Origin of the sequence: Subtercola lobariae (assembly GCF_014640255.1) — a bacterium.
GTDB lineage: Bacteria > Actinomycetota > Actinomycetes > Actinomycetales > Microbacteriaceae > Subtercola > Subtercola lobariae.
Window position 1 is genome coordinate 11,162 of record NZ_BMGP01000003.1, and the last position, 22,602, is coordinate 33,763.

The 22,602-nt window shown below is 65.3% G+C and carries 20 protein-coding genes and 1 pseudogene; 1 reads left to right on the forward strand and 20 read right to left on the reverse strand.

All coding sequences use genetic code 11. The annotated features are described in order from the left end of the window. Positions 1 to 76 precede the first annotated feature (76 nt). From carB to IEX24_RS08185, 20 genes and pseudogenes are all read right to left on the reverse strand, one after another. The gene (gene carB, locus IEX24_RS08090) at positions 77 to 3,412 is read right to left on the reverse strand and encodes a carbamoyl-phosphate synthase large subunit (RefSeq protein ID WP_188676638.1); all 3,336 of its coding nucleotides are present in this window, start codon (positions 3,410 to 3,412) and stop codon (positions 77 to 79) included. Continuing rightward, on the reverse strand, positions 3,412 to 4,554 hold the full coding sequence (gene carA / locus IEX24_RS08095) for a glutamine-hydrolyzing carbamoyl-phosphate synthase small subunit (protein WP_188678090.1): 1,143 nt from the start codon (positions 4,552 to 4,554) through the stop codon (positions 3,412 to 3,414). Before carA ends, carB begins: the two co-directional genes overlap by 1 nt. Continuing rightward, positions 4,554 to 5,285, reverse strand: a complete 732-nt coding sequence (locus tag IEX24_RS08100) for a PH-like domain-containing protein (protein ID WP_188676640.1) — start codon at positions 5,283 to 5,285, stop codon at positions 4,554 to 4,556. Before IEX24_RS08100 ends, carA begins: the two co-directional genes overlap by 1 nt. A gap of 1 nt (position 5,286) precedes the next feature. Continuing rightward, entirely contained in the window at positions 5,287 to 6,642 is a 1,356-nt protein-coding gene (locus IEX24_RS08105) for a dihydroorotase (protein ID WP_188676642.1), read from the reverse strand. Further along, entirely contained in the window at positions 6,639 to 7,643 is a 1,005-nt protein-coding gene (locus IEX24_RS08110) for an aspartate carbamoyltransferase catalytic subunit (RefSeq protein WP_188676645.1), read from the reverse strand. Before IEX24_RS08110 ends, IEX24_RS08105 begins: the two co-directional genes overlap by 4 nt. Beyond that, positions 7,640 to 8,281 carry a bifunctional pyr operon transcriptional regulator/uracil phosphoribosyltransferase PyrR gene (gene pyrR / locus IEX24_RS08115; protein ID WP_188676648.1) on the reverse strand — a complete coding sequence of 214 codons (642 nt, stop codon included), beginning with the start codon at positions 8,279 to 8,281 and terminating at the stop codon, positions 7,640 to 7,642. Before pyrR ends, IEX24_RS08110 begins: the two co-directional genes overlap by 4 nt. 58 nt (positions 8,282 to 8,339) lie before the next feature. Continuing rightward, positions 8,340 to 8,762: a transcription antitermination factor NusB gene (gene nusB, locus IEX24_RS08120; RefSeq protein ID WP_188676651.1), complete on the reverse strand. Its 423-nt coding sequence runs from the start codon at positions 8,760 to 8,762 to the stop codon at positions 8,340 to 8,342. A 9-nt stretch (positions 8,763 to 8,771) separates the two neighbouring features. Further along, positions 8,772 to 9,341, reverse strand: coding sequence for an elongation factor P (gene efp, locus IEX24_RS08125; protein ID WP_188678092.1), 570 nt, complete (start codon positions 9,339 to 9,341; stop codon positions 8,772 to 8,774). A gap of 133 nt (positions 9,342 to 9,474) precedes the next feature. Then, positions 9,475 to 9,912 carry a type II 3-dehydroquinate dehydratase gene (locus IEX24_RS08130; protein ID WP_188678094.1) on the reverse strand — a complete coding sequence of 146 codons (438 nt, stop codon included), beginning with the start codon at positions 9,910 to 9,912 and terminating at the stop codon, positions 9,475 to 9,477. A 59-nt stretch (positions 9,913 to 9,971) separates the two neighbouring features. Beyond that, positions 9,972 to 11,204, reverse strand: coding sequence for a 3-dehydroquinate synthase (gene aroB, locus IEX24_RS08135; RefSeq protein WP_188676652.1), 1,233 nt, complete (start codon positions 11,202 to 11,204; stop codon positions 9,972 to 9,974). Beyond that, complete coding sequence (locus IEX24_RS08140) at positions 11,201 to 11,704, reverse strand: shikimate kinase (protein WP_188676654.1); 504 nt, start codon at positions 11,702 to 11,704, stop codon at positions 11,201 to 11,203. The genes aroB and IEX24_RS08140 overlap by 4 nt, the downstream gene beginning before the upstream one ends. Positions 11,705 to 11,840: 136 nt before the next feature. Continuing rightward, complete coding sequence (gene aroC, locus IEX24_RS08145) at positions 11,841 to 13,061, reverse strand: chorismate synthase (protein WP_188676665.1); 1,221 nt, start codon at positions 13,059 to 13,061, stop codon at positions 11,841 to 11,843. Positions 13,062 to 13,146: 85 nt separating this feature from the next. Beyond that, positions 13,147 to 14,028: a shikimate dehydrogenase gene (locus IEX24_RS08150; protein WP_188676668.1), complete on the reverse strand. Its 882-nt coding sequence runs from the start codon at positions 14,026 to 14,028 to the stop codon at positions 13,147 to 13,149. After that, entirely contained in the window at positions 14,025 to 15,368 is a 1,344-nt protein-coding gene (gene mltG / locus IEX24_RS08155; RefSeq protein WP_229715184.1) for an endolytic transglycosylase MltG, read from the reverse strand. The genes IEX24_RS08150 and mltG overlap by 4 nt, the downstream gene beginning before the upstream one ends. Beyond that, positions 15,365 to 15,865 (reverse strand): Holliday junction resolvase RuvX, encoded by a 501-nt coding sequence (gene ruvX, locus IEX24_RS08160; protein WP_188676670.1) that lies wholly within the window; start codon positions 15,863 to 15,865, stop codon positions 15,365 to 15,367. Before ruvX ends, mltG begins: the two co-directional genes overlap by 4 nt. A gap of 9 nt (positions 15,866 to 15,874) precedes the next feature. Next, positions 15,875 to 18,550: an alanine--tRNA ligase gene (gene alaS / locus IEX24_RS08165; protein ID WP_188676672.1), complete on the reverse strand. Its 2,676-nt coding sequence runs from the start codon at positions 18,548 to 18,550 to the stop codon at positions 15,875 to 15,877. Next, a complete protein-coding gene (locus IEX24_RS08170) occupies positions 18,550 to 18,747 on the reverse strand; it encodes a hypothetical protein (RefSeq protein ID WP_188676674.1) in 198 nt (65 codons plus the stop codon). Before IEX24_RS08170 ends, alaS begins: the two co-directional genes overlap by 1 nt. A 199-nt stretch (positions 18,748 to 18,946) precedes the next feature. After that, positions 18,947 to 19,279 (reverse strand): annotated as a pseudogene (locus tag IEX24_RS08175) (DUF948 domain-containing protein); the annotation flags it as partial. Positions 19,280 to 19,397: 118 nt separating this feature from the next. After that, positions 19,398 to 20,033 (reverse strand): 30S ribosomal protein S4, encoded by a 636-nt coding sequence (gene rpsD / locus IEX24_RS08180; RefSeq protein WP_188676686.1) that lies wholly within the window; start codon positions 20,031 to 20,033, stop codon positions 19,398 to 19,400. 191 nt (positions 20,034 to 20,224) lie between these two features. Then, on the reverse strand, positions 20,225 to 21,628 hold the full coding sequence (locus IEX24_RS08185) for a replication-associated recombination protein A (protein WP_188676689.1): 1,404 nt from the start codon (positions 21,626 to 21,628) through the stop codon (positions 20,225 to 20,227). 166 nt (positions 21,629 to 21,794) lie between these two features. Here IEX24_RS08185 and IEX24_RS08190 point away from each other — a divergent pair, with 166 nt between their 5' ends. After that, positions 21,795 to 22,601: a peptidylprolyl isomerase gene (locus IEX24_RS08190; protein WP_188676692.1), complete on the forward strand. Its 807-nt coding sequence runs from the start codon at positions 21,795 to 21,797 to the stop codon at positions 22,599 to 22,601. The last annotated feature ends 1 nt before the right edge of the window (position 22,602 follow it).

Consider the following 22,602-nt stretch of genomic DNA (forward strand, 5'->3'; position numbering starts at 1 on the left):
CAGAGACCGCCCCAGCCAGACCTTCGCCGTCTTCAGTGCTTGTCACAAGATCACGCTCGTCATACGACCTGGCCCGTCAGACAAGCTCTGCAGCAGCCAGCAGCTCGGCCTTCTCGAGGGCCTCCGCCCGCTCCCACGCGTACTCTTGCAGGCTTGTCACGGTGAAACCGTCACGAATGCCATCGAATGACGCCACTGCGGCACCCAATTGCGCAATGGTCGTGAACAGCGGCTTGTCGGCCGCAACCGCCGCCGCGCGAATCTCGTACCCGTCGGCACGCGCCGAGCGCCCCGAAGGCGTGTTGATGACGATGTCGACTTCGTTTCGATTGATCAGGTCGACGATGGTCGGCTCGGCAGTTGTGGGCTCGACACCCTGGCTGTACTTACGAACGATTCGCGTGCGAATGCCGTTGCGGTTCAGCACCTCTGCGGTTCCCACGGTTGCGAGAATCTCGAACCCGAGCTGCGAGAGCCGCAGCACCGGCAGCACGATGGCGCGCTTGTCGCGGTCGCTGACCGAGACGAAAACCGCTCCCGAGGTGGGCAGACCGCCGTACGCGGCCTCCTGGCTCTTCGCGAACGCCCGCGGAAAGTCGCGGTCGATGCCCATGACCTCGCCGGTCGAACGCATCTCCGGGCCGAGCACCGAGTCGACGACCAGGCCCTCTTTCGTTCGAAAGCGTTTGAACGGCAGAACCGCCTCTTTCACCGAAACCGGGGCATCGAACGGCACAATCGACCCGTCGATGACGGGCAAGAGCCCCTCGGCCTTCAACGAAGCGATCGAGTCGCCCACCATGATGCGCGACGCCGCCTTGGCCAGCGGAATGCCGAGCGCCTTCGAGACGAACGGCACGGTTCGGGATGCCCGGGGGTTCGCCTCGAGCACGTACAAGATGCCCGCGCCCACCGCGAACTGCACGTTCAGCAGCCCGCGCACACCCACGCCTTCAGCGATACCGAGCGTCGCCTTCTTGACGCGCGAGATCACATCTGGCCCGAGGGTCACCGGCGGCAGCGTGCACGACGAGTCACCCGAGTGGATGCCCGCCTCTTCGATGTGCTCCATGATGCCGCCGATGTACAACTCTTCACCGTCGTACAGCGCGTCGACATCGATCTCGATGGCGTCGTCGAGAAACCGGTCGACGAGCAGTGGATGCGACGGCCCCACAATTCCCTGACCGGCCACCCGCACGAAATAGTCTTCGAGCGAGGGGCTGTCGTAGACGATCTCCATGCCGCGCCCGCCGAGCACATACGAGGGACGCACCAGAACGGGGTAGCCGATCTCCTCGGCCACAGTGACCGCCGATGCGTAGTCGAAGGCCGTGCCGTTCTTCGGCGCGAGCAGGCCTGCGGCATCGAGGATGCCCGCGAACAAGCCGCGCTCTTCTGCGAGGTCGATGGCCTCGGGAGTCGTGCCGAGAATGGGCACGCCGTTCGCCTTGAGGCCCTTCGCGAGCCCGAGCGCAGTCTGACCGCCGAGCTGTACCACAACGCCCACCAGCTCGCCGGAAAGGCTCTCGGCGTGGATGACCTCGAGCACGTCTTCAAGCGTCAGCGGCTCGAAATAGAGCCGGTCGCTCGTGTCGTAGTCGGTCGAGACCGTCTCGGGGTTGCAGTTGATCATGATGGTCTCGTAGCCCGCGTCAGAGAGCGCGAACGAGGCGTGTACGCACGAGTAGTCGAACTCCACGCCCTGACCGATGCGGTTCGGCCCTGAGCCGAGAATCACGACCTTGCGGCGCGACGACGGCGTGACTTCGGTCTCGAGGTCGTACGACGAGTAGTGGTATGGCGTGAGCGCAGGAAACTCGCCCGCACACGTGTCGACGGTCTTGTAGACCGGGCGAACGTTGAGCGAGTGGCGCAGCGCACGAATGTCGTCTTCGGCGACACCACGAAGGGCCGCTATCTGCACATCTGAGAAGCCGTGGTCTTTAGCCAGGCGCAGAGTTGCCTCGTCGGTCTCCGTGGCTGCGGCGACAGCATCCGCTACCTCGTTGATGAGAACGATCTGGTCGATGAACCAGGGGTCGATCTTGGTCGACTCGAACACCTCGTCGATGGTCGCACCCGCGCGCAGCGCCTGCTGCACCGTGACGATGCGGCCGTCGGTGGGCACCGCAGCAACGGCCAACAGCTCGTCTTTCGAGAGCTCAGAAGCCGGGCCGTCCCAGTGGAATGACGAACCGCGCTTCTCGAGCGAACGCAGCGCCTTCTGCAAGGCGGTCGAGTAGTTGCGGCCGATGGCCATGGCCTCGCCCACCGACTTCATGGTTGTGGTGAGGGTCGGGTCGGCGGCCGGAAACTTCTCGAACGCGAACCGCGGCACCTTCACGACCACGTAGTCGAGCGTCGGCTCGAACGAAGCGGGAGTCACGCGAGTGATGTCGTTCGGAATCTCGTCGAGCCGGTAGCCGATAGCCAACTTGGCGGCGATCTTGGCGATCGGAAAGCCGGTGGCCTTCGACGCCAGTGCAGACGACCGCGACACGCGCGGGTTCATCTCGATCACAATGACGCGGCCGTTCGCGGGGTCGATGGCGAACTGAATGTTGCAGCCACCGGTGTCGACACCCACTGCCCGAATGATGTCGATGCCGATGTCGCGCAGGTTCTGGTATTCGCGGTCGGTCAGCGTGAGCGCCGGCGCCACCGTGATGGAGTCGCCCGTGTGCACACCCACCGGGTCGACGTTCTCGATCGAACACACCACAACAGTGTTGTCGGCCGTGTCGCGCATGAGCTCGAGCTCGTATTCTTTCCAGCCCAGGATGCTCTCTTCGAGTAGCACCTCGGTGGTGGGGCTCTGGTGCAGCCCGTCACCGACGATGCGCCGTAGCTCGGTCTCGTTGTACGCGAACCCCGAGCCGAGACCGCCCATCGTGAACGACGGACGCACGACGAGCGGGTACCCGAGGTCAAGGGCGAACACGACCGCCTCTTCGACCGTGTGAGCAATGTGCGAGCGAGCAACGTCGGCACCGCACTCGAGCACCAGTTCCTTGAAGATCTGGCGGTCTTCACCCTTGTTGATCGCCTCGAAGTTGGCGCCGATGAGCTCGACGTTGTACATCTCGAGAATGCCGTGCTTGTGCAGATCGATGGCCGCGTTCAGAGCGGTCTGGCCGCCGAGAGTCGGCAGAATCGCGTCGGGCTTCTCTTTGGCGATGATGCTCTCGATGACGCGCCAGGTGATCGGCTCGATGTAGGTCGCATCGGCGAAGTCGGGGTCGGTCATGATGGTGGCGGGGTTCGAGTTCACCAGAATGACGCGAACGCCCTCTTCACGAAGCACGCGGCAGGCCTGGGTGCCCGAGTAGTCGAACTCGCAGGCCTGGCCGATCACGATGGGGCCAGAGCCGATGACGAGAACGCTCTTGATGTCTTCTCTCTTGGGCATTACTGGTTTTCATCCTTCTGAATGTCGAGCACCATGTCTCTGAACCGGTCGAACAGGTACATCGAATCGTGCGGCCCTGCGGCCGCCTCCGGGTGGTATTGCACCGAGAACGCGTTGATGTCGAGGCAGCGGATGCCCTCCACCACATCATCGTTCAAACTCACGTGACTCACCTCGACCCGGCCGAACCCGGCCGGCGACTCGAGCACGCCTTCGCGCGGCGCATCGACCGCGAACCCGTGGTTCTGGCTGGTGATCTCTACCCGCCCGGTGGTGCGATCGAGCACGGGCTGGTTGATGCCGCGGTGCCCGAACGGCAGCTTGTAGGTGCCGAAGCCGAGCGCACGGCCGAGCAACTGATTGCCGAAGCAGATGCCGAAGTACGGCACGCCGGCGCGCAGAACGTCTTGCAGCACCGCCACATGGCCTTCGGATGCCTCGGGGTCGCCCGGCCCGTTCGAGTAGAACAGCGCGCTCGGCGAGAGCGCCAGAACTTCGTCGGTCGAGGCCGACTCCGGCAGTACTTCTACGTCGAAGCCGCGCGCTGCGAGGTAGTTCAGCGTGGACTTCTTCACCCCGAGGTCGAGCACAACCACAGATCCGATGCGTTCGGTGGTGGCAGGCACGGTGTACCGCTCGGCCGTCGATACGGTGCTCGAGAGGTTCAGCCCCGTCATTTCGGCGCCGGCCCGTACCAACTCGAGCTGAGCATCCGGTGCCAGCTCGAAGTCAGCACCCGAGAAGATGCCGGCTCTCATGGCTCCGGATGACCGGATGTGCCTTGTTACCGCCCGCGTGTCAATACCGCTGATGCCCACCACGTCGCCTCGAACGAGGTCGTCGTCGAGCGAGCGCGTGGCGCGAAAGTTCGAGACGATGCGCGAAGGGTCTCGCACGACGTAACCCGAGACCCAGATGCGACTCGACTCGAGGTCTTCGTCGTTCGTTCCGGTGTTGCCGATGTGCGGGGCCGTCATCATGACGATCTGACCGGCGTACGACGGGTCGGTGAGCGTCTCTTGGTAGCCCGTCATGCCGGTTGCGAACACGGCCTCGCCGAACGTGCGGCCGCGGGCGCCATAGGCGCGCCCCACGTAGCGGTTGCCGTCTTCGAGAACGAATACTGCCGGTTCGGTAGCGATCACGCGAGAGACCCTTCTTGCTTCGGAATGAGCGACTGAACGGTGCTGAGCACGCGCAGCGCGTCGGTGCCGTCGAGAATGCGAACGTACGACTCGACGTCAGCGGTGCTGTGCGCGGCGAATGCCTCTGCTGCCGCCGCGCTTTCGGCTCGAGCTGTGTCGTCGTGGTGGTGGGCATCGACCTCGGCGCTCGCGGCGCTGGCGGCTGCAATGGCCTCGGTCGTGTCGTGCGCCGACTTCACCGCATCGGCGATGGCGGCCTTCTTCTCCCGGCGCGTTGCGCCGACCGTCGCTGCCTTCAGGCGGGCTTTGTCGCTGCCGACGAGCGCGGTTGTCCAGTCGAGGCGGGTCAGGCCGCCGCTCTCGACCACCTTGTCGATGGTGAACGTCGACGTGCCAATGGAACGAATCTGGGCGAGCGGAACGTAGACGTCTGGTTCGCCGTTCACCGAGATGGTGACGCCCTTCTGCCAGACGATGAACGTTCCCCGGCCGCGAAAGGCGAGGCCGGGCAGCGCGAGACGCTCGAGCGGCTTGTTCGCGGGGGTGGTGGCCACGTAGAGCATCTGCACTTCGAGCAACAGATCACCGGCATCGGTCGGCGTCACGGTGTCGACCGTGAAGGCCGACTGGCGGCGTTTGCGCGCTCGCCAGGCGAGCGCCATGCCGATGTAGATGACGACGAGAATCGCCACAACGATGATGGCGGGAACGATCTGGTTCGGGTCCATGTCAGTTACTTGCTTTCCATGCTTCGGCCTGAGCCGCGATTTCGTCGCTCGGCGCCACCTGGGCGGCGCGAACGGTGGGGTAGCCGTGGTGAAAGGTGTATTCCACCCGGCCAGAGAGGGTTCGCCCGAGGTACGGCGAGTTCGTGCTCTTGCCGGCGAGCCGGCCGAGGTCGAACGTGCTGGAGTTCGCGGGGTCGACCAGTGTGACGTTGGCGGGGGCGCCCACCTCGAAGTCGTGGGAGTGATCGGCGAGGCGGCCGATCTCTGCAGGGGTCTGCGACAGCACGCGAGCGAGGTCGGCCCAGCTGAGCAGGCCGGTGTCGATGAGGGCGGTCTGGGCGACGCTCAGCGCAGACTCGAGGCCCACCATGCCGAAGCTCGCGGCATCCCACTCGGCCTCTTTCGACTCTTTCGGGTGCGGGGCGTGGTCGGTGGCGATGATGTCGATGGTGCCGTCGGCGAGCCCTTCCCGCAGAGCCTGAACGTCTTCGTCGCGGCGCAGCGGCGGGTTCACCTTGTAGCGCGCGTCGTAACTGCGAATGAGGTCTTCGGTGAGCAGCAGGTGATGCGGTGTCGCCTCGGCCGTCACGGTGATGCCACGCGACTTCGCCCAGCGGATGACCTCCACCGAGCCCGCGGTCGAAACATGACACACGTGCAGGCGTGCACCCACGTGTTCGGCGAGCAGCACATCGCGGGCGATGATCGACTCCTCGGCCACCGCCGGCCAGCCCTTCAGCCCGAGCTCGCTACTGAGTGCGCCCTCGTTCATCTGGGCGTTCTCGGTCAGCCTAGGATCTTGGGCGTGCTGCGCCACGACGCCGTCGAACGTGCGCACGTATTCGAGCGAGCGCCGCATCAGCAGCGAGTCGTGCACGCATTTGCCGTCGTCGGAGAAGACCCGCACCTGGGCACGGGAGTGCGCCATGGCGCCGATCTCGCTGAGACGCTCGCCCGCGAGGCCCACGGTGACGGCGCCGATCGGGCGCACGGTGGCGTACCCCGCCGCGTCGCCGAGCGCCTGAACCTGCTCGACCACACCGGCGGTGTCGGAGACGGGCATGGTGTTCGCCATCGCGAACACGCTGGTGAAGCCGCCGGCCGCCGCGGCACGAGAGCCGGTGAGCACGGTTTCGCTCTGCTCGAATCCGGGCTCGCGAAGGTGGGTGTGCAGGTCGACGAGACCGGGGAGGGCCACGAGACCGTCGGCGTCGATGGTGGTGATGCCGAGGCCCTCGTCGAGGTTCGTGCCCACGGCGGTGATGCGGGCATCCTGAACCAGCAGGTCGGCCCGGGCACCGTTCGGCAATGTCGCACCCGAGATGAGGTACGTCGCCCGTGCGGGTGTGGTCGTCACAGCAGAGCCTCTCGATCGCCAGACAGCAGCAGGTAGAGCACGGCCATCCGTATTGACACCCCGTTGGTGACCTGCTCGAGCACGGTCGACTGGGCAGAATCAGCCGCGGCGGCCGAAATCTCGAGGCCGCGGTTCATGGGGCCGGGGTGCATGACAATCGTATCGGGGGCGAGGGCCTGAAATCGCACGTCGTCAAGGCCCCACTCGCGGGCGTACTCGCGGGCGTTCGGAAAGAAAGCCGCGTTCATGCGTTCGCTCTGAATGCGCAGCATCATCACGACGTCGGGCTTAACCTCGGCGAGAGTCTGGTCGAGGTCGTACGAGATGGCGGCCGGCCAGGTGTCGGCGCCGAACGGAACCAGGGTGGCCGGGGCGACGAAGGTGACGTGGGCGCCGAGGGTTTCGAGCAACCAGAGGTTCGAGCGGGCGACCCGGGAGTGCAGAATGTCGCCGACGATCACCACGCTGATGCCGTCGAGGTCGCGGCCGCGGCTGCCGCCGTTCGTGCCGCTTGTGCCGCCGGTCGTGCCGCTTGTGCCGCCGGTCGTGCCGAACAGTCGGCGGCGCATGGTGAAGGCGTCGAGCAGGGCCTGAGTCGGATGCTCGTGGGTGCCATCACCCGCATTCACGATGGGGGCGTCGATCCACCCCGTCTCGGCCAGTAGTTGAGGCGCACCGCTCGACTGGTGCCTGATGACCACGCCATCGGCGCCCATCGCGGCGAGCGTCTGGGCGGTGTCTTTGAGGCTCTCGCCCTTCGAGACGCTGGAGCCTTTGGCGCTGAAGTTGATGACGTCTGCGCTCAGCCGTTTTGCGGCGGCCTCGAACGAGATGCGGGTGCGGGTCGAGTCTTCGAAGAACAGGTTCACGACGGTTTTGCCGCGCAGGGTGGGGAGCTTCTTGACCTCGCGGTTCGACACCTCGGCCATGTCTTCGGCGATGTCGAGAATCTGAATCGCGGCGTCGCGGCTGAGGTGCCGCGTGCTGAGCAGGTGCCTCATCGGGTGCCCCCCGCGGTGTCGCTTGTGTTCGAGGCGTCGGCGGGGCGCGCGCTCGGCGCTGCGTCGGCGCTGCGAGTGTCGGCGCTGCTGCGGGCCTCGCCGCTGCGAGTCTCGATGCTGACCTCTTCGACCTCGTCGAGTTCGGCCAGCCGCACGTTGATGCGTTCGTCGGTCGAGGTGGGCAGGTTCTTGCCCACGAAGTCGGCCCGAATGGGCAATTCGCGGTGGCCGCGGTCGACCAGCACCGCGAGCCGCACGATTCGCGGGCGACCGATGTCGCTGAGCGCATCCAGTGCCGCCCGAATGGTGCGCCCCGAGTACAGCACGTCGTCGACGAGCACCACGGTCTTGCCGTCGACTCCCCCGGCCGGAATCTGCGTGGGCCGCGGCGTGCGGGTGAGGTTTCGCGACAGATCGTCGCGGTACATGGTGGCGTCGAGTGCGCCCACCAGCGCTTTCGGTGCATCGGGCTCGATGCGCTGGATGATCGCCCCGATGCGCTGCGCGAGAAAAACTCCCCGCGTCGGCACCCCGAGTATCACGAGATCGTCGGCACCCCGGTTGGACTCCAGAATCTCGTGAGAGATTCGAGTCAACGCCCGGGTCATATCAGCCTGAGACAGCACAACGCGCGCCATACTCCGCCCCTTCCCCGCCTCACAGGGCGGAACTTAAAGGTTTTCGGTACGCACTAGCTTAGTGGGTGACGCCCTTCGAGGAGGCGATTTTGGCCAGGATGCCGTTGATGAAGGAGGCGGAGGCCTCCGTCGACATCGACTGGGCGGCCTCGACGGCCTCGGCGATGGCCACGTTGTCGGGCACGCCGTCGTTGTAGAGAATCTCCCAGATGCCGATGCGCAGCAGGGCACGGTCGATGTGCGGCATGCGACCGAGAGTCCAGCCGACGGCGTACGTTTCGATGAGTTCGTCGATTTCGTAGCCGTGCGCCACCACCCCGTCGACGATCTCGCGGGCGTAGAGCCACGAGGCCTCGCGGGCGGGTTCGGTCAGCGCCCTAGCCGCCTCGGCTGCGAGGGATTCGTTGATGGAGATCTGCCGAACATCCGCCGCGTAGAGAACGTCGAGGGCGCGTTTGCGTGCCTTTGTGCGTGCGCTCATGAAGGCAGATCAGCCCTTGTCGCTGACGCGGCCGAGGTAGTCGCCTGTGCGGGTGTCGACCTTGACCTTGGTGCCCTGCTCGAGAAAGAGCGGAACCTGAATCTGGTGCCCGGTCTCGACCGTTGCGGGCTTGGTTCCGCCAGTGGAGCGGTCGCCCTGCAGACCGGGCTCGGTGTAGGTGATTTCGAGGATGACCGAGGCCGGCAGTTCGACGTACAGAGGTGCGTCTTCGTGCAGGGCGATGGTGGCCATCTGGTTCTCGAGCATGTAATTCGCGGCATCGCCGACAACCGCGTCGGTCACGGTCAGTTGCTCGTAGGTGTCGGTGTCCATGAACACGAAGTCTTGGCCGTCGTTATAGAGGTACTGGTAGTCGCGGCGGTCGACGTTGGCCGTCTCGATCTTTGCGCCGGCGTTGAACGTGCGGTCGACGACCTTGCCCGAGACGACGTTCTTGATCTTGGTGCGAACGAACGCGCCGCCCTTACCGGGTTTGACGTGCTGAAACTCGATGACAGCCCAGAGCTGCCCGTCGATCTTCATCACTACGCCGTTGCTGATGTCGCTTGTCGAAGCCATTCCGGGGTACATCCATTCATTCTGTTGAGAAAGTGCGGGGGCCGCTGACGGCCCGACATACCAGTGTAGTCGAGCAATCGTTGCGTGGCTGAGAAGGCGGTCAGACTGCCGAGCGGGTGCCGACGATTGGCAGTCAGCCGATTGTGCGGATGATCTGATCGAGCGCGAGCCGGTACGAGTCGAAACCGAACCCCGCGATGACACCCGTAGCCACGGCCGAGATTACGCTGTTGTGCCGAAACGACTCCCGGGCATGCGGGTTCGAGATGTGTACCTCGATCAGCGGCAGACCCGCCTTCGTCACCATGGCCGCTGCGTCACGAAGCCCGTACGAGTAATGCGTGAATGCGGCGGGGTTCAGGATGACCGGGGTGCGGGCATCCACGGCCCCATGAAGCCACCCGATCAGTTCACCCTCGTCATCGGTCTGGCGCACCTCGATGCTGACGCCGTCGGGTGCCGCCTCGCCGAGCTGTTTGGTGAGGGCGACGAGGTCTTGACTGCCGTAGACGTCGGGTTCGCGGCTGCCGAGGCGACCGAGGTTCGGGCCGTTGAGCACGAGTACGGTCAACGAGCCGACCGAAGCGGCCGACCCGACCGAGCCAGTCGAGCTGGCAGAGCCGAGCTCGCTCACGACCCGATCTCCTGGTAGGCCGCGAACAACAGCGAAGTCTCGGGGCCGGTGAGCACCGTGGGCTTGCCGATGTCGTCGAGCACGATGAAGCGCAGCATCGCCCCGCGCGCCTTCTTGTCGCGTTGCATCGCGGCAAGCAGGGTGTTCCAGCGGCCGACCGGGTAGGTCGTCGGCAGCGTGAGCGACTCGAGAATGCGCCGGTGGCGGTCGACAGCTTCGTCGCTCAGGCTGCCGGTAAGCCGCCCGAGTTCGGCCGCGAAGACCATGCCCACGGCGACCGCTGCGCCGTGCCGCCACTGGTAGCGCTCGGTATGTTCGATGGCGTGCCCGAGGGTGTGCCCGTAGTTCAGAATCTCGCGGAGCCCCGCTTCGCGGAAGTCTTCGCTCACCACGCGCGCCTTCAGGCCGATCGACAGCTCGACGACGCGCCTGAACTGCGGCGTCGTCGGGTCGGTGGCGGCGGCCACATCGGCCTCGAGAATGTCGAGAATCTCCGTTTCGCCGATGAAGCCGGCCTTCGCGATCTCGGCGAAGCCGGCGAGCAGGTCGTTCTTCGGCAGGCTGACCAGGGTGTCGAGGTCGGCCAACACCGCAGTGGGCGCGTAGAAGGCGCCGACGAGGTTCTTGCCCTCTGCCGTGTTGATGCCGGTCTTTCCGCCGACGGCTGCGTCGACCATGCCGAGCACGGTGGTGGGAGCCTGAATGAGCTGAACCCCGCGCAGCCAGGTGGCGGCGACGAAGCCTGCCAGGTCGGTGGTCGCTCCCCCGCCGAAACCCACGATGGCGTCTGACCGGGTGAAGTCGGCCTGACCGAGAATCTGCCAGAGAAACGACGCCACTTCGACGCGCTTGGCGCCTTCGCCGTCGGGAACCTCGGCGAGCAGCACCTCGTAGTCGCCCTTGAGTTCGTCACGCAGCGCACCGGCCCAGTCGGCGAGCGGCGGAGCGTGCACGATGAGCACCTTACGCACGCCAGGGGCGAACGTGTCGCGGAGGCCGGCGAGCACGCCGCGACCCACGATGATGTCGTACGAACCCGTTTCGCCGCCCACGGGCACCGGTGTCGACGCCGAGGTCGTGGCGCTTCCGGTTGCCGCCGCGGTAGCAGCCGAAGCGCCGTCGGCAGTGGCAGCAGTGCCAGCGGCAGTGTCTGCCACAGAAGCGGTACCGGCTGCTGCGGCAGCAGCCGAACCGGCCACCCGGATGATCGTGGGGCTGTCGATGGTCATACTGTCTCCTTGGCGAGCTGGCTGCGCACCCACGTCGCGACATCGGCTGCGATGTCGTCGGCGGGGCGGTGTGACGTGTCGATGGTGAGGTCGGCGAGGCCGGCGTACAGATCGTGGCGGGCGTGCTCGATGCGCTCCCAGGCGGCGACGTCGGGTACGAGCGGGCGGTTCGATCCGCCGAGACGCGCGCCTACGGCCTCCGCCGTTGCGGTGAACAGCACCACGAGGCATCCGTCGAGGTCGAGCTGGGTCGCACGGTTCAGCACAGCGCCGCCGCCGAACGAAACGACGCCGCCCTCGGCGAGGGCCTGAACGACTTCGGCGCGTTCGATCTCGCGAAAGGCCGGTTCGCCGAGCGTTTCGAAGATGGCGGGAATGGGCCCGTGCGCGGCGACGATCTGCTTATCGGTGTCGGTGAACGGCAACTCGAGCAAACGCGCAACGCGTCGCCCGATGCGGGTCTTGCCGGCCGCCGGCGGCCCGATGATGACGACGGTCACGGCAGAGTCACTGCGCGGTCGATGCCGCGGCCGGATTGCTGGCGCGACCACCCGCCGCTTTCTATCACGATTTCCCGCGGCACGGTGGTCGCCTGCGCGAGGTCGCGGGCCGGTGCCGACGCATGTGTGCGGGGCATCACGGCTGCTCGACGGGCTCGCCGACGCTCGCAGAACCGGTTCGCAGAGCATCCGGAATCGCGGCGAGGTACGAGTCGAGGTTGCGACGCGTCTCGGTGATGGAGTCGCCGCCGAACTTCTCTTGCACGGCGTTCGCCAGCACGAGTGCCACCATCGCCTCGGCCACCACGCCCGCCGCCGGAACCGCGCAGACGTCAGAACGTTGGTGGTGGGCAGCAGCGGCGCCGCCGGTGGCGACGTCGACCGTGCGGAGCGCGTGCGGAATCGTGGCGATGGGCTTCATGCCCGCGCGCACCCGCAGCACTGTGCCAGTGCTCATGCCGCCCTCGGTGCCGCCGGCCTTATCGCTCGAGCGCTCGATCTCGCCGTCGATCTCGAAGAGTTCATCGTGCGCTTGTGACCCGCGACGGGTGGTTGTGAGAAATCCGTCACCCACCTCGACACCTTTGATGGCCTGGATGCCCATCAGCGCGCCCGCGAGCTGCGAGTCGAGTCGGCGATCCCAGTGCACGTGCGAGCCGAGGCCCGGTGGCAGCCCGTAGGCGAGCACCTCGACCACGCCGCCGAGCGTGTCGCCCTCTTTCTGGGCGTCATCCACTTCGGCCACCATCAGGGCCGAGGTTTCGGGGTCGAAGCAGCGCAGCGGGTCGGCGTCGAGCAGGTCGACATCGGCAGGCGTGGGTAGCGCAGAACCTTCGGGCACGCGAACGGGCCCGATGGCGAGGGTGTGGCTGACGAGCGTGATGTCGAGCGCCCCGAGAAACTGGCGTGCGACAGCGCCGAGCGCAACACGCGCCGCAGTCTCGCGTGCACTGGCCCGCTCGAGAATGGGCCGTGCTTCGTCGAAGGCGTACTTCTGCATGCCCACGAGGTCGGCATGCCCCGGCCTCGGCCGTGTCAAAGCGGCACCTCGGCCGGCACTCGGCACATAGTTCTCGATGGGCTCAGAGTTCATCACCTCGGTCCACTTCGGCCACTCGGTATTGCCGACGCGAATAGCCACCGGGCTGCCCAAGGTGAAGCCGTGCACGACTCCACCCGAAACGGTGACCTCGTCTTCTTCGAACTTCATGCGCGCGCCTCGGCCGTAACCGAGTTTGCGGCGCGCCAGATCGGTGCGGATATCGTGAAGGGTGACCGGGATTCCAGACGGCAGGCCCTCAATGATGGCAATGAGTTCGGGGCCGTGGGATTCACCGGCGGTGAGCCAACGAAGCATGCCTCAATCCTCCCACAGACCCGGTTGACCCTCCCACACGAGAACTAGCCAGGCCCACACGAGGTCAGGCCCACACCAGACTGGGTCAGGCGGTGAGCCCCACGGCGCGGGTCATCGCGGCGAAGACCGCGGGCTCGTCGGCGAGCCGCAGTTGGGGGTCGCCGGTGACGAAGATGCGTACTTGGGCGAGGGCCTGGTGGGCGAGCATCCACAGCCCTGAAACATCGACTCCCCCGCGTTCACGCCACGCGGTAGCGAGGATGCTCGGCCACGGGTCGTAGGCAACGTCGAGCAATACCGCGCCTGGCGTGGGCGCGAACCCCACCACGTCGGCCTCCGTGAGGCTGCCGCCCGGCAGCGTGCTGATGGTCACCGGTGCGTCGACCTCCTGAGCGAGGGCGTCGGCCAGCCAGACCACCGAGATGGCGACTCCCGCATTGGCAGCCACCGCCGTCACCTGCTCGGCCTTCTCGGGCGATCGTGCCGCGATGGTGACGTGTTCGGCGCCCAGTTCTGCGGCAGCGACCACGGCCGAGCGCGCGGTCGCGCCGGCGCCCAGAATCAGCACTTCGCTCGAGCGACTGATTCCGGTACCGGCGAGCGCGTCGACAATGCCGCCCACGTCGGTGTTGAAACCCTGAACCGCCAGTGACCCGTTCTCATGCGCGAACGTGATGGTATTCGCCGCACCCGTGAGCATGGTCTGCACGTCGGCCGAGTCGATGAGGGCCAGCGCCTCTTCTTTCAGCGGCATGGTCAGCGACAACCCGCGCCACGACTCGTCGAGCCCCAGCACGAAATCACTGAGTTGCCCGGGGGCGACTTCAGCCTTGCTGTACTGCCAGTCGAGCCCGAGCGCACGGTAGGCAGCGAGGTGCAGCTGGGGTGATTTCGAGTGCGCAATCGGCGACCCGAGAACCGCCAAACGCTCGGCGGGAGCCGAAACCGTGTTCGAACCCTCGGTCATGGGCAGCTGGTCGCGTTGCCGGCCTGGTAGAGCTCGACGGCGGCGTTGTGCTCGTCGAGGTTGTCTGAGAAGCAGGTGAGACCCGTGTCGAGATTCACCGTGACGAAGTACAGCCAGCTGCCGTCGGCCGGTTTCAGGGCCGCATTGATGGCGTCGTCTCCCGGGTTCGAGATGGGGCCGATGGGCAGACCCAGAATCACGTAGGTGTTGTACTTGTTCGACTCGTCGTTGCGCTGGGCGTCGGTCGTATCGACCTCTTTCGAGCCCGTGCCATAGGCAACGGTGGCGTCAGACTGCAGCGGCATGCCGTCGGCGATGCGGTTGGCGAACACTCGAGACACCTTGTAGAAGTCGTCGGTGCTGCCGCCTTCTTTCTGAATGATCGAGGCCATCGTCAGCGTCTTCTCGCGGTCTGCGGGGGCGACACCGGCCGCATCGAGCGACTGGAACGCACGATCGACCATCGTCTTGATGAGGTCGTGAGCACTCGTGTTCGGCTGGAACGTGTACGTCGCAGGAAAGAGGTAGCCCTCGATGTTCGGCGCCGAGGGGTCGATGCCGAACTGCGTGTAGTTTGCAGCCTCCGCCTGCAGATCGGCGAGCGGCACCCCGGTCTTATCGGCGAGCTGGCTCAGCACATCGGCCGCTACGGTGCCCTCAGTGATCACAACCGTCGTGGTCACTGCATTGGCGGGGTTCTGGAGCCCGTCGAGAGCGGCCTGTGAGCTCATGCCCTTCTGCAGGGTGTACGTTCCGGGCTGAAAGACCACGTTCGGGTTCTTCAGTAGCAGCGCGTAGAACGTGTCTGACGACTTCACCACGCCGGCAGTCTGCAGGTTGTCGCCGATCTTGGTGCCGTCGTCACCCGACGCGATGACGAAGTTCACCGTCTCGCCCGTGCCGGTTCCGGTGTAGTCGTCGACGTCTTTCGCGCCGAAGATCTTGTTGATCTGCGGTTGGTACGAGAAATAGATGGTGCTGCCGATGGTGGCGAGCCCGCCCACCAGCACCACCGCGATGATGATGGTCCAGATCGCGCGGCGCGAGCGTCGTCGTTTCGGCGGCCGTGGTTCACGCACTCGAGGCAGCGGCCCCGAAGGCGGTGGTGACTGCGGCGGCAGCGAATCGAAGGCGGCGGCGGCCGCATCGGGCCGCGCAGCCGAATCGGAGGCGTCGATCACCTGGGTAGCCCTGACCGCACGACGCGTTCCCGGCACCGGGGAGGCAGCTCCTGCGTCGGTGACAGGCGCGGCCGGTGCTGGAGGCGTGGGCGTCGGCTCGGCCGGTTCCCTGAAGAATTCCGCGAACGGATGATCCTCCGGCAGCTTGGAGTCAGTCACAGTTCACGTCCTTCGGTGAAATCGACGCCGATGGTCGGGTCAACAACGGTACCGGGCGGTTTACCCGAAGCACGCTCGACATCAAGCGCGTGTTGCAAAAGTATAACGGCGGCTACTTGATCGATTACTGAGCGCGAATTCTTGGTGGTGCGACCATTCTTATGCAGCGCGGCCTGGGCTGAAACAGTGGTGAGCCGCTCGTCGATCATGCGCACCGGGTGCCCGGCAGTCGCCAATCGCAGCGCGAAACCCTCGGCGTCTTCGGTCGAGGCCGTCGAGCCGCCCGACATCGAGAGGGGCAGCCCCACAATGAACTCTGTCGCGTCGAACTCTGCCGCCAGCTCGAGAATGCGCACAATGTCGCTGCTGCGGCTCTCGTTGCCGGATGCCCGGGGCACCGTCTCCACCGGAGTCGCCAGTATTCCGTGCAGATCTGAGCGCGCCACACCCACGCGGGCCTTGCCCACGTCGATGCCCAAGCGCACTCCCGACCGCATGCCTTTTCGTTACTTCGCGCCCGCGACGGCCGAGCGGATGCCCGCCAGCGCCTCATCGATGGCCGCAACGTTCGTGCCGCCACCCTGCGCGAGGTCGTCTTTGCCGCCGCCACCGCCGCCGAGAATCGAGGCCGCTACCCTGGCCAGTGCGCCGGCCTTCAACGAGGCCGTTCGCGCCTCGTCGTTGGTGGCCACGATGACCACGGGCTTGCCTGCGACGGAGGCCGCGAGGGCCACCACGCTGGCGTCAGAACCGAGGCGTTCGCGAACGCTGGTCACGAGCATCCGTAGGTCGTCAGCCGAACGCAACTCGCCGACAGACGCTGCCACAACGGTGACGTCGCCTTCGCGCCTGGCGTTCGCAACGAGGGCGGGCACGCGTGATGACAGCGCGCTCGCCTCGTAGGCCGCTATCTTCTTCTCTGCGGCCTTGAGCTCGGCCGAGAGCGTGCCGATGCGCGAGACGAGCTCGTCTCGTGGCGCCTTCAGCGACGAGGTGAGCTGCGACACAATGGCCCGCTCGGCGGCGAACTCGCGAAAGGCGTCAGCGCCCACGAGCGATTCGACGCGGCGGTTGGTCGACCCGATCGACGATTCGCCGAGCAGGTTGATGAGCCCGATCTCAGAGGTGTGCACCACGTGCGTGCCGCCGCAGAGCTCGCGCGACCAGGGGCCGCCGATCTCCACCATGCGCACGACATCGCCGTACTTCTCGCCGAAAAGCGCCATGGCGCCGAGGGCTTTGGCATCGTCGACGGCCATCTCGCGCGTGATCACGCCGAAGTCGGCTTGCACTGCGGTGTTCGAGATCTCTTCGACTTCGCTCTTCGTTTCGGCAGACAGTGGGCTTGACCAGGTGAAGTCGAGGCGCATGTAACCAGCTTTGTTATACGAGCCCGACTGGTGCGCGGTCGACCCGAGAATCTCGCGCAGAGCGGCGTGCACGATGTGCGTCGCCGAGTGCGCCTGGGTTGCGCCCTTGCGCCAGTTCTTGTCGACCACGCTGCGGGCAGCGTCGCCGATGGAGACCTGGCCGCTCGTGACACGCCCGCGGTGGCTGATGAGCCCCTTCACGGGCTTCTGCACGTCGAGCACCTCGACTTCGAAGGTCTGGCCGCCATCGAGGCTGATGATCGTGCCCGCGTCGGCCTCCTGGCCACCGGATTCGGCGTACAGACTGGTCTCGGCCAGAATCACCTCGACGAGTTCGCCGGTCACCGCGGTGTTCACCGAGGTGCCGTCGATGATCAGGCCGAGCACGCGCGAGTCGGTCTCGAGCTCGGTGTAGCCGGTGAAGACGGTCTCTCCCTCGGCGCGGAACTCGGCGAACGCCGAGAGGTCGTTCGCCCCGAGCTTCTTGGTTTTCGCGTCGGCCTTGGCACGCTGCTTCTGCTCGGTCATCAGCCGTTCGAAGGCCTCACGGTCGACCGTCAGGCCAGCCTCTTCGGCGATCTCGACGGTGAGGTCGATGGGAAAACCGTAGGTGTCGTGCAGCGCGAAGGCGGTGTCGCCCGCGAGCGAAACACTCTTCTCGGCCTTGGTCTTCGAAACGGCGAGGTCGAGGATGCTCGTGCCGCCCGTGAGCGTGCGCAAAAACGCCTCTTCTTCGGCATACGCCGTGCGCGAGATGCGCTCGTAGTCGGCTTCGAGCTCGGGGTAGGCGGCCTTCATCGCGTCACGCGAAGCAGGGAACAACTCAGGGAACGTGGTGCGGTCGACACCCAGCAGACGCATGCTGCGCACAGTGCGGCGCAGCAGGCGGCGCAGCACGTAGCCGCGGCCCTCGTTCGACGGGGTGACCCCGTCAGACATCAGCATGAGGGCTGAACGCACGTGGTCGGCGACCACGCGCATCCGCACGTCGTCGTCGTGTACAGCGCCATAACGGCGACCAGAAAGCGCTGAGGCCAAGTCGAGCACGGGGCGAACCTGGTCGATTTCGTAGAGGTTCTCGACGTCTTGCTTGATGAACGCCACCCGCTCGAGGCCCATGCCGGTGTCGATGTTCTTGCGGGGCAGTTCCCCGACCACGTCGAAGTGGTACTTCGAGGTGACGTTCGTGATGAGGTACTGCATGAAGACGAGATTCCAGATCTCGATGTAGCGGTCTTCGTCTGCTGCGGGGCCGCCATCTTTGCCGTAAGCGGGGCCGCGGTCGTAGAAGATTTCCGAACACGGGCCGGCGGGGCCGGGCTGGCCGGTCGACCAGTAGTTCGAGTCTTTGCCGAGGCGCTGAATCTTGTGGTCGGGCAGGCCAGCGGTCTTCTTCCAGAACGCGATGGCTTCGTCGTCGTCTTCGTAGACCGTGACCCACAGGTCTTTCGGCTCGAAGCCGAGGCCGCCGTCGGCCTCGCTCGTCGTGAGCAACTCCCAGGCGAACTCGATGGCTTGCTCTTTGAAGTAGTCGCCGAAGCTGAAATTGCCGTTCATCTGAAAGAACGTGCCGTGGCGGGTGGTCTTACCGACTTCTTCGATGTCGAGCGTGCGGATGCACTTCTGCACACTGGTCGCCCGCTTGAACGGCGCCGGCACAAGCCCCGACATGTACGGAATGAACGGAACCATGCCCGCAACCGTGAACAACAAGGTGGGGTCTTCGCTGACCAGCGAGGCCGACGGCACAACAGTGTGCCCGCGGTTCTCGAAGAACGTGAGCCAGCGCTGGCGAATATCTGCGGTGAGCACTACTTCGTGGCACCACTCAGGGCAGAGCGCAGCTCTGATTCGCGTTCGCGGTAGCCCTCAGAGAACGCCTCAGAGAAGTCTTTGACCTTCGCATCGAGATTCGCGAACGCCTTCTTACCCTGGGCCGTCTGGTTGATCTGGTGGGCGACAACCACGCCCACGGCGATGCCGGCGCTGAACCACAGTACTTTTTTCACAAGGCGCTCCTAGAGGTGAGGTGAAAATCAGCTTCAAGTCTACGGGTCATCAATACTCGGCCCGGCTGGCCTTCGAGGCCTTCTTGCTCTCGCTCTTATCGTTGCTGTGGCTCTTGTCACGCTTGGGCTTCGCCGTTGCGTTACGCAGCGAGCGGTCAGCGCGGTCTGAAGCGTCGTCATCGAAGGCGTGTGTGCCTCGCACCGCCGCCCGCACCGCTCCCCCAAAGCTCGCGATGGCGATCAGCGGGCCGCCGAGAGACGCCGCGAACAGCGCCACGAGCGAATTGACGTTGCCGGTGACCTCGGCCACGTTCGAGGTGATCACATCCACTCGCGCCAGCTGCTTGTTGGCCTCCTGGATGGTCGTGGTCGACTCTTCGAGAATCGGGGCCACACCCTTGCTCACGTCGCGAATCGCGAGCGTGGTCTCGTCGAACACCTTGCCGAGCTTCACCAACGGCACCGCGATGATCGCCACGAGAACGGCGAACACGCCTGCTGCGATGAGGCCGGCGATATCTCCACCCGACATTGGGGTACTCCTAAAGGTGACGTCGTTGCACAACGGTAAGGGATACAAAAAGGGCGAGCCACCCGAAGGTGACTCGCCCTAATGGTAGCTGGTGATTCGTCAGCTAGTGGTGCGCGTGTTAGCGGGCCGCGTAGTACTCGACGACGAGCTGAACTTCACAGGTCACGGGAACCTCGGCGCGCTTGGGGCGACGCTCGAGACGGGCCTGCAGCTTGTCGATCTCAACCGAGAGGTACGCCGGAACCTTGGGCAGAACGTCGACGTGACCGCCGGCCGCTGCAACCTGGAACGGGGGCAGAACCTCTGAGCGGGCGTGAACGTGAATCATCTGGCCGGGCTTGACGCGAAACGACGGGCGGTCGACGCGAGCGCCGTCAACGAGAATGTGACGGTGCACGATCAGCTGGCGAGCCTGTGCGGTAGTGCGGGCGAAGCCGGCACGCAGCACGAGGGCGTCGAGACGCATCTCGAGCAGCTCGACCAGGTTCTCACCGGTAAGGCCGCCCTGGCGACGGGCCTCTTGGAAGATGATCTTCAGCTGGGCTTCGCGAATGCCGTACTGGGCGCGCAGACGCTGCTTCTCGCGCAGACGCACCGCGTAGTCGGAGTCGGTCTTGCGCTTGGTGCGGCCGTGCTCACCCGGAGCGTACGGACGCTTCTCGAGGTACTTCGCTGCCTTCGGGGTCAGCGGAATGCCGAGGGCCCGGGAAAGGCGGGTCTTGCTACGGGTACGTGACTTGGTAGACACAAACATCCTTCAAAAGAGAAATAGTGAAATTGTTGACGACGAGACATATCGGATGTCTATCGAAATCGAGGGATGGGCCAGACGGTTCGGCTACAGAACTCGTTCTTCCTGACTGGGGTCTCTCGCAGCCGCGCTAAAGACACCCAAAAGTAGGCCTCAAAAAGATTATCACAATCCAACCCGAGATCTCACGTGATTCAGGCTTCTCCGCGAGTGATTCTGCGGATCTTCTCTAGCCGTGCCGACACATCACGCTCGTTGCCGTGTTCGGTCGGCCGGTAATACTCGGTGCCAAGCAGTTCGTCAGGCAGGTACTGCTGCGTCACCACCCCCACGTCGGAGTCGTGCGCGTACTTATAGCCCTTGCCGTGGCCGAGTCGTTTCGCCCCCGGGTAGTGCGCGTCTCGCAGTGGTTTGAGCACCCGCCCGAACTTTCCGGCCTTCACATCGGCGATGGCCTTATCGATTGCCAGGTATGAAGCGTTCGACTTCGGCGCGGTCGCCAGATACACCACCGCTTCGGCGAGCGGAATACGCCCCTCTGGCATGCCGATGTACTGCACGGCGTCAGCGGCAGCGGTCGCCATCATCAGTGCCTGCGGGTCGGCCATGCCGATGTCTTCGGCAGCCAGCACGATCATTCGCCGGCAGATGAACCGCGGGTCTTCACCCGCCTCGATCATGCGTGCCAGGTAATGGATGCTCGCATCGACGTCAGACCCCCGCACCGACTTGATGAACGCGCTGATCACGTCGTAGTGCTCGTCGCCGTTGCGGTCGTATCGAAGCAACGCTCGGTCGACGGCCTGCGCCACGACCTCGGCGGTGATCTCGGGCACAGCGGCATCGCCGACGTCGTCGCCATCGCTGTCGTCGTCACCCTCGCCGTCACCCCCGCCGATCGCATCAGCCGCTTTGGCGGCTGAGCCAACAGCAACTGAAGCGGCTTCGAGCATCGTCAGCGCGCGCCTGGCGTCACCCGACGACATACGGATGATCGCGGCCTTCGCCTCAGCAGACAGTGTCACGCGCCCGGCGAGCCCCCGGGCATCCACCACCGCCCTGTCGACCAGCACCGCCAAGTCATCATCGGTCAGCTGTTCGAGCGTCAACAGCAGCGAACGCGAGAGCAACGGCGAGATGACCGAGAAAGAGGGGTTCTCGGTGGTCGCCGCCACCAGAATCACCCAGCCGTTCTCGACCCCCGGCAGCAACGCGTCTTGCTGAGCTTTTGAGAAGCGGTGAATCTCGTCGAGAAACAGCACGGTCGAGACGCCATAGAGGTCTCGGCTGCGAAACGCCTCTTCCATGACCTGTCGCACGTCGCGAACCCCCGCCGTGACGGCCGACAGCTCGACGAACTTGCGGTTCGAGCTGTGCGCAATGGCCTGTGCGAGCGTGGTTTTGCCGGTACCCGGCGGGCCCCACAGGATGATCGAGACCGAACCCTGAGCCTGCCCGGTGTCGCTCGCCAGGTTCACCAAAGGCGACCCCGGGCGCAGAAGATGCTTCTGCCCGGCGACTTCATCGAGACTTTTCGGGCGCATACGCACCGCGAGAGGCACGGCGCCGGCGTGCAGCCCGGGCTGTGAACTGACCATGGTCTCAAGGGTAGTCGCAGCCACTGACACCAGAATCTGAGCACCGCCAGAAGCGACTATTTGGGAGACACACCACCGGCATCGTAAAGTTCTCGGGGGTCCGTCGCTTTTCGGCAGCGGAACAGGCATTACAAGTTCTGCCGGCACAAGCGGCAGTGGAGGATTCGTGGCACCCACCAATTCCGAGCGCGAGGCGCGCGAGTCGAAGCAGCGACTGCGCAACTACCAGGCGCGTCAGACGGTTCACCAGAACCAGGTCTCCCGCCGCAAGCGCGACAACCTCGTGTCGGTCATCGCCGTGCTCGTGGTCGTCATCGTGGCCATCGTGGTGCAGGTCTTCTACTTCTCGAGCGGCCCCGGCATGCCCGTACCCGAAGCTTCGGCGTCGGTCGCACCGACAGACGCGCCCACCCCCGCCGCCACCCCGAACCCCTCGTCGAACAGCGGCAATGTGCCGTCGCCCTCCATTGCCGCCGGTCGTGACTGGACGGGCACGATGACCATCAACAACACCATTCCCCTGGCCATCACTCTCAATGGCGCGGCCGCACCCCAGGCGGTTTCGTCGTTCATCTCGCTGGCGCAGGCAGGCTTCTACACCGGCCTCACCTGCCACCGCCTCACCACCACGGGCATTTATGTCTTGCAGTGCGGCGACCCGAACGGCGACGGCAGCGGCGGCCCCGGCTACTACTACGGCCCCGTCGAAAACGCTCCGGCAGACAACGTCTACCCGGCCGGCACCATCGCCATGGCGCGCCAGTCTGACGCGGCCTACAGCAACGGCAGCCAGTTCTTCATCGTCTACCAAGACAGCACCATTCCCGCCGACTCGGCCGGCGGTTACAGCGTCATCGGTCAGGTCACGAGCGGTATGGATGCCCTGCAATCCGGTGTGATCGCAGCAGGCACCGACTCCGGCGGCACCAAGCCTCTCGTTCCAACCTCGATCACCGCACTCACCGTGCAGTAGG